The organism is Flavobacterium sp. LC2016-23 (assembly GCF_009674775.1).
GTDB lineage: Bacteria > Bacteroidota > Bacteroidia > Flavobacteriales > Flavobacteriaceae > Flavobacterium.
Map to the genome: position 1 here is coordinate 248409 of NZ_WKKE01000001.1, position 18164 is coordinate 266572.

The window sequence follows — 18164 nt, forward strand, 5'->3', positions numbered from 1 at the left end:
TTATAGTTTATGAGGTGTGAATGGATAGTCTTCTTGTGCGTATACTACATCGTATAATTGTTGCAATTCTGGATATGGAGATTCTTCAGCGAATTTCACACATTCTTCAACCAAATCTTTAACTCTTTGGTCAATTGCTTCAATTTCTTCTTCTGTAGCATATTTTTGATCCATAATTACATCTAAAACCTGAGTAATCGGGTCAATTTTTTTGTATTCTTCCACTTCTTCTTTCGAACGGTATAGTTGTGCATCAGACATCGAGTGTCCTCTGTAACGGTACGTTTTCATTTCAAGGAAAGTTGGTCCGTCTCCACGACGCGCTCTGTCAATAGCTTCAGTCATTGCTTCAGCCACTTTCACCGGGTTCATTCCGTCAACTGGTCCGCAAGGCATTTCGTATCCTAAACCAAGTTTCCAGATGTCAGTGTGATTGGCGGTTCTTTCTACAGAAGTTCCCATAGCATAACCGTTGTTTTCAACGATAAATACAACAGGTAATTTCCATAACATAGCCATGTTGAAAGCTTCGTGTAAAGATCCTTGTCTTGCAGCTCCATCACCAAAATAAGTCATGGTAACTCCGCCAGTGTTGAAGTATTTATCAGCAAAAGCCAAACCAGCTCCTACCGGAATTTGTCCGCCTACGATTCCGTGTCCTCCGTAAAAACGGTGTTCTTTAGAGAAAATGTGCATAGAACCTCCCATACCTTTAGAAGTTCCTGTAGCTTTTCCTAAAAGCTCAGCCATTACACGTCTTGGATCAACTCCCATACCAATTGGCTGAACGTGGTTTCTGTAAGCAGTAATCATTTTATCTTTGGTCAGGTCCATAGCGTGCAAAGCACCCGCTAATACAGCTTCCTGTCCATTATATAAGTGTAGAAAACCTCTAACTTTTTGTTGAATGTATAATGCTGCAAGTTTGTCTTCAAACTTTCTCCAAAGCAGCATGTCTTCGTACCACTTTAAATATACTTCTTTTGTAACTTCTTTCATCTGAATTCTTTCTTTTGCTAAAGTTGTTTGTGTTATCAATTGTTGCCTATAACGCAAAATAGTTTCCTCCCACAAATTTGCGCCCGAAAGGTCGGGATGCAAAAATAAGACATTCCGTTTAAGAACTAAAATTTAAAAGCTACTTTTTGGCCTTTTTTTATAAGAACTTTTTATCGAACATAAAAGGCAGCAGATTTTTTAGGGACGCAGATTTATAAATGTCACCAATTTCACCCATAAAATAGATTTCTATTGGGGTATCCTGTTTTATTTCATATTCTGCAATTGATTGTCTGCAAGACCCGCACGGTGGAATTGGCGCTTTGGTCTGGTTGGTATCAGAAGCTGCGGTAATGGCCATTTTTAGAATTTTGGCTTCAGGGTACTTGCTTCCTGCGTAAAAAATGGCAGTTCTTTCGGCGCACAATCCTGACGGATAAGCGGCATTTTCCTGATTTGAACCTGAAATTATTTCCCCGTTATCTAAAAGTAAAGCGGCTCCAACCTTGAATTGCGAATAGGGAGCATAAGCTTTTTTGCGAATTTCGACTGCTTCATTCATTAAATCCTGAACATCTTTCGGCAGTTCATTTAAGGAATCGTATGCGGTAAATGATGATGTAACACTAATTTCTTTCATTCTGTTTAAGGGAAAAAAAATCCAAATTCCTAAAAAGTAGAAATTTGGATTGTAATTATTCTTTATTAATTTTATTTAGTAAACTTCGTATTTGTCGCCAAAGTTAAAGGTTAAAGAAAAACGAAGCGTGTTTTCTAACGGATTTTTAACTTTTGATGATGAAAATAAGTACGAAACGTCAACTTTTACTACATTGTATTTGAATCCGGCTCCCAGCGAGAAAAACTGACGGGCTCCTTTTTCAGGGCTTTCGTGAAAATAACCTGCGCGAACCGCAAATGAATCCTGATACATGTATTCTGCTCCTAAACTGTAAGTGATTTCTTTTAATTCTTCACTAAAACCGCCCGGTGCATCTCCAAAAGATTTAAAGATTCCTGAAGCCCATCCCGTTTCGTTGTATTTGTTGTAGCTTATCGAGTTTGCTTCTTCCTGAGTAACGTCTTCAGGATCGGTAAAGTCCCCATCTCCATTCGTATCAACAGGAGTTCCCGGTCCCGGAGGAGTCGGTACTAAAAGTTTTGTAAATTCAAGACTCACTCCAACTTTGTTATAATCGTCAAGTATAAAATCAAAACCGCCACCCACTCTTAAGTTGGCCGGCAAAAAATTGGCGCTTAAATCGTCATTGTCATAACTTATTTTAGGGCCTATGTTCTGAATGTTAAAACCACCTCTCCATCTTCCGTTGAAGCTGTTGTAGGCAATTTCTTCTGATTGGTAAAATCCGGCAACGTCTACGGCAAAAGAACCTGCCGCTGATGCATCGGTATCTTCTGAAGCTACTTTTAGATTGGAACGGATGTATCTCGCAGCAACTGCCATCGAGAATTCATCGCTTAGTTTCAAAGAGTAAGAGCCGTCTAAAGCAAATTCGTTTGGAGATACGATATTTGGAATATCGTTAGGATCTCTCCTTAATTCAATATCACCAAAACCAAAATAACGAATGCTACCCGCAAAGGCACTTCGTTCGTTGATCTTATTGTAATAGGTTACTTGTCCAAGTGAAATGTCATTGGCTAAGTCTGTCAGATAAGGCGTGTAACTTACAGAGAAACCTTGTTTGTCGACTGAAAAAGCGTATTTCGCAGGATTCCACTGTTGTGAGTATGCATCGGCTTCTGTGGCAACACCCTGATCTGCCAAACCGGCTGCTCTGGCATCTGCTGCGACTAATAAAAACGGAACTCCGGTGGTAATGGGTACGATGTTCTGGGCTTTTGCGTATGAAAGAACGAGAAAACAAATTAAGAGTAGAGTTATTTTTTTCATTTATGTGACTAAATATGTTTATGATACAAATATATATATTTTTATAAGATGACAAGCTTTTCGTACTTTTCTGCCTTTTTATTAGTTAAATTAGACCTTACCGTAAGTTTATAAATATAAACTCCCTTTCCGATCCGGTCTCCAAAATCATCTTTTCCGTCCCAGGTTATTTCTCTTGATAAAAATCCTTCTGTTGTAATGATCTGGTTTTTAGTCCATACAACCTTTCCGGTAATGGTCATTACCTGAACCTGAACATCAAGCGGTTCATAAGGTCTGTTGTGTGAAAACCAAAATTGGGTATAGGTTGAGAACGGGTTTGGATAATTAAGAACGTGTGAAAGGGTCAGAGATTCATCTCCTGCCACTATAAATTGTATTTCGCTTGTCACAGGATTGTTGTAAACGTCCCATGCGGTAAAACTTATAGTGTGTATTCCTGCTGTTAAATTTCTTAACGGGAAGCGCAAGTTTCCGTTAGTGTAATCGTCTAATTTAGTTTGATAATAATCGTTTAATATATAAGGATTACTAGCATCTCCATCTAAAATCGCTACAATATCATGACCAATTCCACTAGCGGTATTTATACCATTTTCATCTTCTAAAAAAGCCAATAGGAAGGGGGAACTGTTTGTAATTCCACCCGAAACAAATGTTTCGTCGTTCATATATAACTTCACTTTCGGACTTATATTGTCCTGAGGTGCATTTTCGTTTATTCCGCCAATTTTAATGACCGTATTGTAACCGGTTTGATTTTCCAGAAGTCCCTCTTTCCTGGAGTAAAAACTTATTCGGCCATTATCAACCGGGATTCTGATATCTCTCGGTACAATAAAGCTGAATTCAAACTGGCCATTTTTGATCGAGGCATTCCCTCTGAAGATGGTTTCTCCCAGCGTTTTAAAGGGCATTGCAGGGCTAAGTCCATCGTTGTTTAATGTTGTGGATGTAATTGACTTATCGAAAATAGCGGTGAATAATTCTCCGTTATAATTGCTTAACAACGTATTGTTTTCATCGGTTATTTCACCCGTGATCTTCATTTTAGACAGCGATTTAAAGTCAGAAATCGGCTGCGAAATAACAACATCGTTTACTTTTGTTAAATTAATTCTGGGTTTTGGAATGGCTAACATTAAAGCAGGATCTCCGAGATAAAAGATAACATTACTGGAAGAACTTGGTTTTTCATTTTTAGAAATTCGAAGCGTTTCGGCAATTGTGGTATATTGATTTGATCCATAGGCGAGTAAATTTTTGCTCAGGCTGTCATTAAAATTTTCAGCATTATATTGTCCGATAGAACGAATGGTGGTAAGCATGGAGATTGCACCGCCTTTCGGATTCCAGAACGTGTACTCACCGGCAGTGGGCCTGGTCGGGTCGTCAAATCGGGAAAATTCACAGGTAATGGTAATAAATAAAGGATATTTGTATTGATTGTTTAGGTTTTGCCCGTCGGTTTTTTCCCAAATTCGTTCGCTTGCCAGGCCGTCTTCTCCTCCGTGACCTAAATAATTAAAGACTAAAGCGCCTTTTTCAAAAGCATTAAATAAATCTGTTCTCGCCTTCGGGTATCTGGATCCGCCTGAAGAGGCTTCCTGCGTGTAGGCATCAAGGATGATTTTATCCACATTGAAAAAAGGTTTTTCCGTGGCTATTACATCTGCCAGGGTGTTTTGTCTGGATTGTAAACTGGCGTCAGAATCTTTGTCTGCATCATCACTGATCAGAACAAAGTTGTTTCTCCAGTTTCCATACGACTTCTCGTTATGGTATTCTAAAACTTTGTTGACCATTTCCTGAGCCTGTGTATTGCCTGAAACCAGCATTCTTCCCACGGCTATATCAATTCCCTTGGCGTAAGAAGTCAGGTTTCCTTCGTCGGAATCCATAAGCCCAAAAAAATCATCGGATGCAAATGATGCTTCTCCAATGGTATTGCTTAACAAGGATTGATATATAGGTACAATGTTGTTGTTGTTTTGGGTACGGTTTTTATAATCAAATGAGGCGTCGCCAAATAAATTGAGGTATTTAATTTTTTTATCTGTTGAAGAGGCGTTGTCGTAAATGTATCGGATACAGTTTCTAATGGCTGCAATGTCCTGCTTTCCGGAAGAGAATTCCTGGTAGATGTTTTCTAATGCGATTACTTTTACATTTAAATTCGAATAGGTACGATGAAAGTTGGCCAGACTCTCCGCTTGGGAAAGAAGAAATTTTGGTGTAACAATTACGTAGTCAATATCCTGAAATGTATTTTGTGCATTTTTGAAAAGCGTTCCTTTTAAATTCTGGTTGGCAATCTTGGACTGATTTTCTTTTAACGGACTGTAGTAGTCTGCCGGATCAATTGCGATGTAATTTCGGATTTCCCCCAAAGAAGCCTTGAAGCTGAAATTGGCCTGACTGCTGTTTTCGATTTTGGATACATTATATAGGTCAGTAACGTCCCAGATCTGTGTGATGCCTGTTGCGTTTCCAATATTGTAATTCACTATTCCTGCAATTGAACCGGCCAGATCGTATTGAAATTTAAATTGTTTGCCGATTCCCAGCAGTTTTCTTTTGGCGGTTAAATTGATGTAGTCCAGATATCCTTTTGATCCCGGTACACTATTATTATTGTATATCAATTTGATTTTCACATTATCAGCACCTTGAAAAGTGGTATTGGCAGGAAGTTTATTGTCGCTAAATTTTACTTCGGAATTCGATTCTAACGGAGTGAAATTAAGTGTTCCTATATTTTGTCCGTTTGCAGAAACTGTAAAGGAAGTAGCGGTGTAGGCGGCTGAGACCGCATTTAAGTCTATCTTTACAGGGGTTGTAGTGTCAAGGTTAGGGAAGTTAAAGTCAAATTCCTGGTCTGTATCAATATCAAAAGCCTCTCCGAACCATTGGCGTCCCGTGTGGGCAATGTTTATTTTGTCGATTTCATGGTATTGATGGTCGTCGTAAGTGTTTAACTCCAGTGTGCTGTTACCCGTTGGCTGGTTTACAGCTGTAATTCGTTTTCCGTCTCCGCCTGTGATGGTTATATAATAGTACGATTTTGTGTCGAATATGTTAATGTTGGTCTGACTTTCGGTATTCCAGTTGTCAACGCCTTCGCCATAAAAAAGAATGTAATCATCATTATTGAAAACGCCGTCATTTTCTCCGATAACCTGAATGGCATTTTCGGCTAAATCATCGGGATAGTAAACATTGTTGGCAAGCGGAAGCATTTTACCGCCATTTCCGTAAATTTTGATTCTTCTTGGATCGGCTTTGTCGGCGTCAAATCCTAAACTTTGTAGAAAAGACTTTGAAATTTTGTACACACCTGATTTTTCGATATAAAACCGATACCAGTCGCCTGATGATAATACCGAATTGTGAATGTCGTTTGATTTTTGAAAAGAAGATGCGTTGCTGCTTTTTGATGCTGAATTGGTTATTGAATATGAAAATGTTCTGATGCGTTTGAAGCCATTTCCATCCCTTATAATTGGATTAAGAGAAATAAAAGCTTGCATTTTATCTCTTGCCAAAGCGATTTCCAGCGTTTCATTTAGTTTGGTGGGGATGTATTTTACTGTTAAATCTCCAAGTTCGCTAGTTGAAATTGTTTCATATGTGATGTTGTTAATTTGAAGAGAACTGCCGTTTGAGTAGCCGGATTCCGGTACGTTAAGGAATAATGTTATGCTTTTTTTAGTAGTATCCAGCCGAAAAGCGTCTCCTGAAAAATAGGGGATCACAATTTTATTGTCGCCAAAACCCGTCTCCTTTTTGCTTTGCCAATCTAGCGTAAAGCTCCCATTTATCTGGGAAAATGAAGCAAATGAAATGAAAAACAGATATAGAAAAAAGGGTTGTTTCATAGACTGAAAAATGGAAATTATTTTTAAAATATTTTAGTAAGTAAAAATATAGTATTTCATGTTATAGTAAATAATAAAAAGTATATTTTTGCGTTCGTAACTATAGGTTATTTTCTGGTAAAAAACAGGCAAATAAAATTATGAGAACAGATGTTGCTAATTAAATGTTAATTATTATATTGCAGCACCTAAATTTATCACCTAAGAATGAGTATGAAAGTAAACAAAATTGTAGTCCTGCAATTAATGATGTCAATGGTATTGATGTTGGGCACGGCTAGTTGTAGCAAAAAATCGAGTTCCAGTCACGCTTCCAGAGCAACTGGTTGGGATGTAGACAGTCAGAATGGAACTTCTGCCAGAAATGCAGGAAAAAAACAACAGGCTGGTCCTGGTTTAGTTTTTGTTGAAGGAGGTACGTTTACTATGGGTAAAGTACAGGATGATGTTATGCACGATTGGAATAACACTCCAACTCAACAACACGTTCAGTCATTCTACATGGACGAAACTGAAGTTACGAACGGTATGTATTTAGAATACCTGGAGTGGCTTAAAAAAGTTTTTCCTCCAACAGAAGAAAATTACAAAAATATTTATGAAGGAGCATCTCCTGATACTTTAGTATGGAGAAATCGTTTAGGATACAACGAAACGATGACAAACAACTATTTAAGACACCCTTCTTATGCTAACTACCCAGTGGTTGGTGTTAACTGGATTCAGGCAGTTGAATTTAGTAAATGGAGAACAGACCGTGTAAACGAAGCTGTTTTAGAAAAAGACGGATATCTTAAAAAAGGTGCTAAAACTACAGACGTTAGTGCAGAAAGTTTATTTAATACAGAGGCTTACTTAGCTTCTCCTTCTACTACTTATGGTGGTAATGAAGAATTGGTATTAAAGAAAAATCCTAACGGCAGAAGACCGAAAAAAGGTAAAGACGGTGTAGTGGCAGAAGAGAAAAATGTATACGCACAACGTTCTTCAGGGGTTATTTTGCCTGAGTACAGACTTCCTACCGAAGCAGAATGGGAGTATGCGGCTGCAGCTGATGTTGGACAAAGAGAATACAATATATATAAAGGACAAAAGAAATATCCTTGGTCCGGAGATTATACACGTTCAGCTAAACGTAAAAACAAAGGTGATCAATTGGCTAACTTTAAGCAAGGTAATGGTGATTACGGTGGAATTGCTGGTTGGTCTGATGACGGTGCCGATATTACAAATCAGGTAAAAAGCTACGCTGCAAATGATTTTGGTTTATACGATATGGCAGGTAACGTTGCAGAATGGGTAGCTGACGTTTACAGACCTATTATTGATAATGAAGCGAATGATTTTAACTACTACAGAGGAAATCAATATGCTAAAAACAAAATTGGTAAAGACGGTAAACTTGAAATTATCACTAAAGAGAATATTAAATATGATACTTTAAGTAATGGTAAAGTTGTAGCAAGAAACCTTCCTGGAGAAATTGCTCAGGTTCCGGTTGACGAAAATGAGACTTATTTGAGAACTAATTTCAGTACAAGTGACAATATCAATTATAGAGATGGTGATAAACAATCGTCTAAATATTTTGACTTTGGAGATTCTGAAGCTGGAGCAAAAGCAGATCAAAACATGTACAATTCTCCTAAACATAATATCACTACAGATAGTTTAGGTAAAATGGTAAGAAAATATGATAACTCCAGTAAACGTACTACCTTAATCGATGATAAAGTTAGAGTTTACAAAGGCGGATCATGGAGAGACAGAGCTTATTGGTTAGATCCGGCTCAAAGAAGATACTTCCCTCAGGATATGGCAACAGATTACATCGGATTCAGATGTGCGATGTCAAGAGTTGGTTCAAAAGCTGAAAGAAGAAAATCACCTAGAAACTAGGTTTTAGAAAATTTCAATAAAAAAATTCCAAATTCCAAAAGCTGATTCTTCAGTACGGAATTTGGAATTTTTTTATTCTTTTTTTTCTATTTTTATCCTAATAAAAAATTTTACAAATGAATATTCAGGACATTCATAATTTATTTTTGCAATGTAAATCAGTTTCAATAGATACAAGAAAAATTGAAGCGAATTCTATGTTCTTTGCGATCAAAGGAGAAAATTTTGACGCAAATACTTTTGCAAAACAGGCACTTGATTTAGGTGCTTTATTTGTTATTATTGACAATGCGTCTTATTTTATTGATGAAAGAACAATACTGGTTCAGAACAGTTTGGAAACGTTGCAGGAACTGGCAAAATTTCACCGTGGTTATTTAGGTCTGTCCGTTATTGCTTTAACCGGAAGTAATGGTAAAACGACAACTAAAGAACTTATAAATGTAGTTTTGTCTAAAAAGTTTAAGACTAAAGCTACTCTTGGTAATTTGAATAATCACATCGGTGTTCCGTTAACTTTATTGTCTTTTACAAAAGATACCGAGCTTGGTATTGTTGAAATGGGAGCCAATCATAAGAAAGAGATTGAGTTTTTATGTGAAATTGCACAGCCCGATTACGGTTACATAACAAACTTTGGTAAAGCGCACTTAGAAGGTTTTGGCGGGGTTGAAGGGGTTATACAAGGTAAAAGTGAAATGTATCAGTATCTTGCCCGGCACGATAAAACTGTTTTTGTAAACCTTGAAGATCCGATTCAGGTGGAGAAGTCTAAAGATATTAAATCGTTTACTTTTGGAATTAAAAAGAGCGAGGCTGGTCTTCGGATCAATACTGTAGAGGCGAATCCTTTTGTGGTTATTAATTATGAAGATTTTGCTGTGAATTCTAATTTAATAGGGCTTTATAATGCAAATAATATAAATGCAGCAGTTGCTATCGGTCTTTATTTTAAAGTTGAAAACAATGATATTAAAGCAGCGATTGAAAGTTATATACCTGAAAATAACAGGTCTCAATTGTTGAAAAAAGGAACCAATCAGATTATATTGGATGCTTACAATGCCAATCCAAGCAGTATGGCTGTTGCAATTACGAATTTTATTCAATTGGATAATTCTAATAAAATAATGATATTAGGAGATATGTTCGAACTTGGAAACGAAAGCAGTCATGAGCATAAAATTATTGTAGATTCGGTAGTGGGTCAAAAACAATCTGTTTGTTATTTAATTGGAAAAGATTTTTATGCGCACCGAATTTCTAATGAAAATGTTTCTTTCTTTGAAACTTTTGATGCATTTGCAGACTATTTAAAAACAATTACATTTAATGATAATACGATTCTGATAAAAGGTTCCAGAGGAATGGCCTTAGAGCGTACATTAGAGTATATCTAATAATTAAATAATAAAAACGCCATCACTTATAGATGGCGTTTTTATTTATATGCTCATTAAAAATCCAATTAAGTTTTCTTTCTTATTTAGGCCAAGTTTTTTTCTTAGGCGATACCTAGCTAATTCTACGCCTCCTGTTGAAATATTCATGATTTCCGCGATTTCTTTTGTTGACATATTCATTAACAGATAAGTAGATAAATCCAGTTCCCGTGGTGAAATGGTGGGGTATTTTTCCTTTAATCTTTTCAAAAACTCAAAGTGTACGTTTTTAATGTGTTTCTCCAGGTCTTTCCAGCTTTTGTCTGTGTTGACTTCTTTTACGATGCTTTTGTGTAACTTATTGAATTCGAATTTTGTGGAATCATCCAAAGTATTGGTGTCTATGTCCTTTATTTTCTGAATGATACCATTCAAAACCTTATTCTTTTTTACTACCTGAAGCGAATTGCTTACTAGTTCTTTGTCTTTCGCAAGGATCTTTATCTGAAGTTTGTCGCTTTTAAGTCTTTCGATTTCCTTTTCCAGTTCATGTTGTTCGTGTCTGATTTTGGATTCTTTTTCCAGATACAGCCTTCTTTGTTCTATGGTTTCGTAATATTTGTTTTTTCTGATTTTAAGTTTTATACGATTCGAAATGATGTAGGCTCCGGCAAGAATGAGGAAAAAATAACTCAGATACGCTAAAAAATGTCTGTACCAGGGAGGTGAAATGGTGAAATTAATTTCAGAAACTGCCGATTCTACGCCATAGCTGTTTTTTGCCTTGATTTGCATTTTGTAATTCCCCTCCCTTAAATTGGTATACTCTTTTACAGACGTAGTAGACCAATTACGCCAGTTTTCTTCAAATGGTTCTAATTTGTACGAGTATGTGACGTTTTCCTGATTTTCGTAAGTGGGCGACGAAAAAGTAAATTTTACGTGGTTGGAGTTGTACGGAATTGTAAGGTCAGTAATCTGTTTTTCAAGATTTCCTGTTGTGATTGTATCGCTTGTCGATGAAAAGCTTTCAAAAAACACCTCCGGCGTTGTGATGAACTTATTTGATATTTTAGAATCGTAATGGGCCAGTCCGTCTGTCAGACCGATGAAAATGTTGTTAGGGTCAATCGTATTGACAGAAATGTAATTGTTTACTAAATTACCTGTAAGATTCGAAAACGGTGCTTCCTGACGCTCGTAGGTGCCCTTTTTCGTTTTTAATAAGACACCAATTGATTCGTTGTAAGAATACCATAAATTAGTATTGCTGTCTTCTATTAAGGTATTTATCGGTGGGATTTTTTGAAACAAAAGTGTTAGTTTTTTGTCTTCAAAGAAGTTTTCCTGTTCGTTGCTATATCTGTAAAAATGGTTTTTGGTTTGAAAGTACACTTTGTTATTAATTGATTGTAAGCTTCCTATTCCCTTGTAGGAGGGTGAGATTTTAACATGCTTTTTTATATAATCAAACCTTTTGAGGTCGTCGGATAATTTCATCTGATACAGGTAAGGATCTTTTTTTAACCACAAATAATTATTGTCGAGTTCGATTTCAAAAGTATTTGTAGTTTCGTCGAATCCGTTAACCTGATTGATAAAACTGATTTCATTTGGGGAATTCTTAAAGATTGAAAACCCATTATAGCTTTCTCCAATAATATAATCCGGATGACTTGGAATTGTCTTAAAACCAAAATAACCTCTGCTGTCTAAAATTTTCGAAACCTTATTTTGGTTGATCACCAATGCTCCGCTATTGCTGGCGCACAGAAGGGTATTGTTTAATACCTGAATATTCCAGGCCTGCGCAATTGTTCCCTCAACCCGATTGAAAGGTTCGTCTTTAAAAGGAGTTGTCCAGGAGTGGTAAAACAAGCCCTGATTGGTCGCGACGTATAAATTATTATTGAAAATTACAGAAGCATAGACCGTACCTAAGTTATAGCTATAGTCGAAAAATGTAAATGGAGAGTTTTGATTTATAAATGTAATTCCATTATCGAGGCCTAGCCATAAGTTGTTTTTATGGTCAACAAATGAAGTTAGAATGGTGTTATTCTGTAATCCCTTTTGTCGGTTTAGGTGCTGGATTATTTTTCCGTTCAGATCACAAATAATTATACCATTAAGAACAGAGTTTAAAACAATGAATTTATTTTTTATGAGTGATCCGCCAAGAGAGGTGTTTTTTTTGATAAAAGCATTGGCTTCCGTTTCCCAGGGTGTAACGCTGTTGTAGTCGTAAACAAAAAGTCCTTTTTCTAATGTTGCAAAAAGTATTTTATTGTTGGGCAATGGAAACATAGCCCATATCTCTTTATCATTTAAAGAAGTGGTTCCTCTCAGTGCAACCAGTTTTTTGTCTTTGTATTCCAGAATACCTAGCACCTTATCCTGAAAATACAGGTGTTTGTTTATGGTAAAGGAAAATTGAAACTTATTCGGAGCACTTATAACACGAAGCTTATTATCGTTAAAAAAAAAGACTTTCGTAAAAGATTGAAATATTACTTCACCTTTATATAGGTGTATTCGCCAGATCAAATTGATATTTCTTCTGTCTTTTGAGCTGACTAACGCAGAAAGGGAATGGTATTTTAGTTTTCCTTTTTCGTCACTTTTAAAAAAGCCGAACTCATTATTTCCTCCGACATAAATTTTTCCTGAACCATCTATTTTCAGGCTTCGGATGGCTGTATTATTGGGAAGGGAATATTTACTCCAGGTAGAACCGTCAAATTGAATTAATCCGCTATTGTTTGCAAAGTAGACATTGCCATTTTTATCCTGATCAATATTCCAGTTTTGAGTGCCTCCCTTGTAATCCGACCTCTTGTAGTTCTTAATCCCGGGTAATCCGATGTTTTTTACCTGCGAAAAAAGGGTAAAAGGCATGATCAAAAAGAGAAAAATTGAAATATATGTATTTATGAATTTCATAATTTTAAATCAGTATTTTTATTAGTAATGTTTTATAATCTGCTTTTTTTCTGATTATTACAGATGCTTTATTGTGTTTTATTTGAAAATTTTCGAATAATAGCTAAAATAATTCATTTTAATTAAATGTAGTGTTTATTTTGTTTAGTTAACAATTCTATAACAATATAAAATTATTATTAATTATTTGTTTATCAATATTTTAAAAATATATTGATGTGTTTTTGTAATGTGTTAATTTATCTTTTGATGTGTTTTTGTAATGAAATTTAATTATAAATAGTAAAAATTTAACTTTATTATTGCATCAAATTACTAATTAATTAACCAAAATTTTTAGAAAAATGAAATTAACAAAATTACTTATTTTTTGTTTTTCATCTCTATTGTTTTCAGTTATCGCGATGGCACAGGATGTTACGGTAAATGGAATTATAAATGATGAAAGTGGATTACCCGTCCCAGGGGCAACAATCTTAATTAAAGGTACAAACAAGGCAACTGCCTCTGATTTTGATGGAAAGTTTCAGATCAATGTTCCGTCTAATGGTACTTTATCAGTTAGTTTTGTAGGTTATAATACAGTACAGGAAGCTGTAAACGGAAGAACTAAAATTGAAATCAGGCTGAAAGCTGAATCTCAAAGTTTAAATGAAGTCGTAGTAGTAGGATATGGTACACAAAAGAAAAGTGTCGTAACAGGTGCTATTTCCAGTGTTAAGGCAAAAGCTTTAGAAAATCTTCCGGTGACCAGAATCGAGCAGTCTTTGCAAGGTAGAGTTTCAGGGGTTTCGATTGCAGCAAATGCAGGACAGCCAGGATCAGCTTCTACGATCCGTATTCGTGGTTTTACTACTTTAAACAATAACGATCCTTTATGGGTAGTGGATGGTGTTATCGTTGATAACGGAGGTATAGGTTACCTGAATCAGTCTGATATCGAATCTATCGAGGTGTTAAAAGATGGTGCTTCAGGTGCTATTTACGGTTCTCGTGCAGCTGCAGGGGTTATCTTAGTAACTACTAAAAAAGGTAAATCTGGCGGAATCTCAGTAAATTATAGTGGTTATGCAGGGACATCTCAGGCATCTAATAAAATTGATTTGCTTAATGCATCTCAGTATGTAACTATCATGAATGAGGCATACACAAATGGAGGTAAACCGGCACCTTACTCAACTGCAACAAATTATGGAAAAGGGACTAACTGGCAGGATGCTATTTTCAACAATAGTGCGCAACGTTACTCTCACGAATTAAGTTTTAGCGGAGGAAATGATACTTCTACATTCTACATGTCATTTGGATTATTAGATCAGGAAGGTATCGTAACAACTGATATTTCTCACTACACCAGAAAAAATATCCGTTTAAACTCGAACCATAAATTAGGGAAGTATATTAAAATTGGTCAGACTTTAGGATACTCTAACGAAAAAACAATTGGTATTGGTAATACGAATGACGAATTTGGTGGGCCATTGGCATCTGCAATCAATTTAGATCCGTTGACTCCAATTATTGAGACCAATCCAAATCAGCCGATTTATCAAAATAACCCTAATGCACTTAAAGATGCAAATGGTAACTATTATGGTATTTCAACTATCGTAACTCAGGAGAATACAAACCCGTTGGCTTACACGCAAACCAGATTGGGTAATAATGATTTCTCTGATAATTTTGTGGGTAACATATTTGCTGAAGCAGAAATCTTACCTGGATTAAAATTCAGATCAACTGCAGGTGGTAAATTAGCATATTACGGATCAGATAATTTTACTCCGGTATTTTTCTTAAACGGAGCTACAAAAAGAGATAAAAACGAATTATTCAGATCATACAAAAAGTCATTCAGCTGGAACTGGGAAAATACTTTAAACTACACTAAAAAATTCGGTGATCATAATTTTAGTGTGTTAGTAGGAAAAGGTACTTATGTGGATAACATTACTTCTGGTAACGATGTTACGTTTCAGGGAGTTCCTGCAACAACGCATGCTGAGGCGTCTTTTAATGTTGAAATTCCTCTTACAGATAAAATTGCCAATGCTTACAATTCACAAGCTTATGAGCATAGAGTGGAATCTTTATTTGGAAGATTAAATTACGACTACAAAGAAAAATACATTTTTACAGGTATTATTCGTCGTGATGGATCTACGAGATTTGGACCAAATCATAAATATGGTACTTTCCCTTCAGTATCTTTAGGATGGGTACCTTCTAAAGAAGGTTTCTGGAAAGAAAATAATGTTATAAACAATTTAAAAATCAGGGGAGGTTACGGGGTAACAGGAAATGATTCTTCTCCGGATTTCTTATACATTTCAACTATCGGTATCAAAAGAAACTATACTATTGGAGGAGTCCCAATACCTGGGCAAAGTCCAAATGCAATTCCTAATCCTGATTTAAAATGGGAAGAGACTAAGCAGGCAAATGTTGGTTTTGAAATGAATTTATTAAATGATTTTAATCTGACTGTTGATTTGTTCAACAAAAAAACTGACGGTATTATAATGAAAGTTCCTAATCCTGGTTATGTTGGAGCAACAGGTGATTCGTACGCTAATTTAGCTAGTATGGAAAATAAAGGGATTGATGTTGAACTTGGATTCAGAAAAAAAATAGGAGCTTTAAACCTTTCTGTAAATGGTAACTTCTCCTATATTAAAAATGAAATCACTTATCTTGATAAGGGCGTTAATTACTTAGTTGGTAATGAAACAGTACAATCCAGTTCTTATGAAATTAACAGAACACAGGTAGGCCAGGCTTACAATTCATTTTACGGATTTAAAACAAATGGTGTTTTCCAGACTCAGGCAGAAATTGATGCTTATAAAAATGCTGCAGGAACTGTAATTCAGCCGAATGCTAAACCAGGAGATTTCCGTTGGAAAGACTTAAATGGTGACGGTACGATTGATGGAAATGACAGAACTTTCCTGGGAACTTCTTTGCCTAAATTTACTTACGGATTTACATTAAACTTAGACTACAAAGGATTTGACTTATTAGTTTTCGGTCAGGGTGCTGGTGGAAATAAGATCTATCAAGGTCTAAGAAGATTAGATATCATAAATGCAAATTACTCAACTGACGTTTTAGGACGCTGGACAGGACCGGGATCTACAAATAGTTATCCAAGAGTTACTACAGATGATACCAACAGAAACTTTAGTAATCCATCAGATTTCAATTTAGAAAAAGGAGATTTCTTTAGATTCAAAACAATTCAATTTGGATATTCATTACCAAAAGAATGGATACAAAGTATTGCTTTGCAAAGAGTTAGATTGTATATGACAGGAGAAAACCTTTTCACGATCACTAAATATAGTGGTTTTGATCCGGAAATTGGAGGACCTACTGCAGCTGGTATGGACAACGTGCAGGGTGTTGACAGAGGGTATTATCCTCAGGCAAAATCATATATGTTAGGAGTTAATTTGCAATTTTAATTAAAAATAAAATATTATGAAACTTATAAGTTTTAAACAGTCATTTATCGCCTTTGGAGTGTTGCTTACGCTGGGCTCGTGCGATACAGATGAAAAGTTAGAGGTAAGAGGAGATGGAGTGGTGCTCGAAAGTAATTTTTACAGAAATGAAACAGAAGCGTATTCCGGTTTAGTAGCGGCTTACGATAAAGTTGGAAAATTTGCGGGATCTATGGAAACTGCACCATTGTTATTTTTAAATTCGGCGTCAGATGATTTTTATGCCGGAGGCGGAAACTCTGGTGACCAGCCAGGTCTTCAGGTGGCATCAAATTATACGGTTAGTCCAATTAATATTCCACCCGCTATCTGGGCTAATTATTACCAGGGAGTTTTTAGATGCAACGTTATGATTCAAAAGCTTCCTAATATTCCAATGGATGCCGCTAAAAAAGCAAGATTCATGGCTGAAGTAAAAGCACTACGTGCCTATTATTATTTTGATCTTGTAAGAATGTTCAAAAATGTTCCTTTAATATTAGCACCACTTACTAAAGCGGAAGTTCCAAATGTTTTGCAGGCTAAACCGGCAGATGTATATCTTCAAATGGAAAAAGATTTAAATGATGCTATTGGGGATTTACCTGTTACGCTTGCAACAAATGAGCAGGGACGTTTTACAAAAGGTGCAGCAACGGCACTTTTAGGAAAAATTTATTTATACGATAACAAAAAAACTGAAGCTGCAGTTCAATTAGAAAAAGTGAATGGTACTCCGGGAGGAACAAGTAGTTTTGGTTATAAATTGATGCCTACTTTTGCTTCATTATGGGATCATACTAATAAATTTAACTCAGAATCTATTTTCGAAATTGCTTATTCTGATAAATCAAATGCAGACTGGGGTAACTTTGAAACAGGAAATGATGAAGGAAACGTGGCTGCTCAGTTAATGGGAATGAGAGATTATTCCAGAACTGACGCAGGAAAGACGGCAGGTTTGCCTGATTATATTAATGGATGGGGATTCATGGTGGTTACTACGGATTTGGCAAATGCATTAAAAACAGATCCTCGTTTTGCATCAACAATATTTGATGCTAATGCGGAAAAAGCTGCAGGACGTATAACTTTTACAGATAGTTATAATGAAACAGGATATCACTTTATAAAATATGCTGCCGTTAATGCTGACATTAAAGCAGCAAATCCTTTCTTAAATTTTGCAATCAATACGTACATCATTCGTTTAGCTGACACCTATTTATTAGAAGCTGAAGCTTTAGGAGGAACAGGAGCAAGAGCTCAGGCACTTCTTGATGCTGTTAGAGCTAGAGTTGGATTAGCGTCGGTACCAGTTTCTATTCCTGCTATATTAGCGGAAAGAAGATTAGAACTTGCCGGAGAAGGACACCGTTGGTATGATTTAGTACGAACTGGAGAAGCAGCGACTAAGCTTGCTTTTAAAGGGTTTGTCGCAGGTAAAAATGAGGCTTTCCCAATTCCATATAGTGAATTCAATAACACTAAGATTGTTCAAAACCCGGGATACCCACAATAATATTAATATTGAGAATTGATAACAGAAACAGCTGTTCTGCAGCTGTTTCTTTAAAACAATCCCGACTATTTATATTAGTTTAAGTTAAGTTTAAGTTTGGTTGTAAATAGCCCATAATCATTATGAGTATGGGCTATTTTT

9 protein-coding genes are annotated in these 18164 nt (G+C 36.0%); 4 read left to right on the forward strand and 5 right to left on the reverse strand.

Annotated elements, in window-relative coordinates:
* The 4 genes from pdhA to porU form a co-directional block, all read right to left on the reverse strand.
* Window positions 1-999: a pyruvate dehydrogenase (acetyl-transferring) E1 component subunit alpha gene (gene pdhA, locus GJU43_RS01070; protein WP_154339010.1), complete on the reverse strand. Its 999-nt coding sequence runs from the start codon at window positions 997-999 to the stop codon at window positions 1-3.
* A 157-nt stretch (window positions 1000-1156) separates the two neighbouring features.
* Complete coding sequence (gene cdd, locus GJU43_RS01075) at window positions 1157-1639, reverse strand: cytidine deaminase (protein WP_154339011.1); 483 nt, start codon at window positions 1637-1639, stop codon at window positions 1157-1159.
* 75 nt (window positions 1640-1714) lie between these two features.
* On the reverse strand, window positions 1715-2914 hold the full coding sequence (porV, locus tag GJU43_RS01080; protein ID WP_154339012.1) for a type IX secretion system outer membrane channel protein PorV: 1200 nt from the start codon (window positions 2912-2914) through the stop codon (window positions 1715-1717).
* Between the two features lie 41 nt (window positions 2915-2955).
* Window positions 2956-6792 carry a type IX secretion system sortase PorU gene (gene porU, locus GJU43_RS01085; protein ID WP_154339013.1) on the reverse strand — a complete coding sequence of 1279 codons (3837 nt, stop codon included), beginning with the start codon at window positions 6790-6792 and terminating at the stop codon, window positions 2956-2958.
* A 213-nt stretch (window positions 6793-7005) separates the two neighbouring features.
* Between porU and gldJ the strand changes: the two genes are divergently transcribed.
* Window positions 7006-8691: a gliding motility lipoprotein GldJ gene (gene gldJ, locus GJU43_RS01090; protein WP_154339014.1), complete on the forward strand. Its 1686-nt coding sequence runs from the start codon at window positions 7006-7008 to the stop codon at window positions 8689-8691.
* A gap of 116 nt (window positions 8692-8807) precedes the next feature.
* Window positions 8808-10091: a UDP-N-acetylmuramoyl-tripeptide--D-alanyl-D-alanine ligase gene (gene murF, locus GJU43_RS01095; RefSeq protein WP_154339015.1), complete on the forward strand. Its 1284-nt coding sequence runs from the start codon at window positions 8808-8810 to the stop codon at window positions 10089-10091.
* A gap of 45 nt (window positions 10092-10136) precedes the next feature.
* Here the strand turns inward: murF and GJU43_RS01100 are convergent, their stop codons facing one another.
* On the reverse strand, window positions 10137-13016 hold the full coding sequence (locus GJU43_RS01100) for a triple tyrosine motif-containing protein (protein ID WP_154339016.1): 2880 nt from the start codon (window positions 13014-13016) through the stop codon (window positions 10137-10139).
* A gap of 344 nt (window positions 13017-13360) precedes the next feature.
* On the opposite strand from GJU43_RS01100, the gene GJU43_RS01105 reads away from it, so the two are divergent.
* Together GJU43_RS01105 and GJU43_RS01110 are read left to right on the forward strand one after the other, a co-directional pair.
* On the forward strand, window positions 13361-16483 hold the full coding sequence (locus tag GJU43_RS01105) for a TonB-dependent receptor (RefSeq protein ID WP_154339017.1): 3123 nt from the start codon (window positions 13361-13363) through the stop codon (window positions 16481-16483).
* 16 nt (window positions 16484-16499) lie between these two features.
* Window positions 16500-18023, forward strand: coding sequence for a RagB/SusD family nutrient uptake outer membrane protein (locus GJU43_RS01110; RefSeq protein ID WP_154339018.1), 1524 nt, complete (start codon window positions 16500-16502; stop codon window positions 18021-18023).
* The last annotated feature ends 141 nt before the right edge of the window (window positions 18024-18164 follow it).

Excerpts from the sequence above, each read along its gene's own strand:
- pdhA (WP_154339010.1), bottom strand. The coding sequence starts at position 999 with ATGAAAGAAGTTACAAAAGAAGTATATTTAAAGTGGTACGAAGACATG.
- cdd (WP_154339011.1), bottom strand. The coding sequence starts at position 1,639 with ATGAAAGAAATTAGTGTTACATCATCATTTACCGCATACGATTCCTTA.
- porV (WP_154339012.1), bottom strand. The coding sequence starts at position 2,914 with ATGAAAAAAATAACTCTACTCTTAATTTGTTTTCTCGTTCTTTCATAC.
- porU (WP_154339013.1), bottom strand. The coding sequence starts at position 6,792 with ATGAAACAACCCTTTTTTCTATATCTGTTTTTCATTTCATTTGCTTCA.
- gldJ (WP_154339014.1), top strand. The coding sequence starts at position 7,006 with ATGAAAGTAAACAAAATTGTAGTCCTGCAATTAATGATGTCAATGGTA.
- murF (WP_154339015.1), top strand. The coding sequence starts at position 8,808 with ATGAATATTCAGGACATTCATAATTTATTTTTGCAATGTAAATCAGTT.
- GJU43_RS01100 (WP_154339016.1), bottom strand. The coding sequence starts at position 13,016 with ATGAAATTCATAAATACATATATTTCAATTTTTCTCTTTTTGATCATG.
- GJU43_RS01105 (WP_154339017.1), top strand. The coding sequence starts at position 13,361 with ATGAAATTAACAAAATTACTTATTTTTTGTTTTTCATCTCTATTGTTT.
- GJU43_RS01110 (WP_154339018.1), top strand. The coding sequence starts at position 16,500 with ATGAAACTTATAAGTTTTAAACAGTCATTTATCGCCTTTGGAGTGTTG.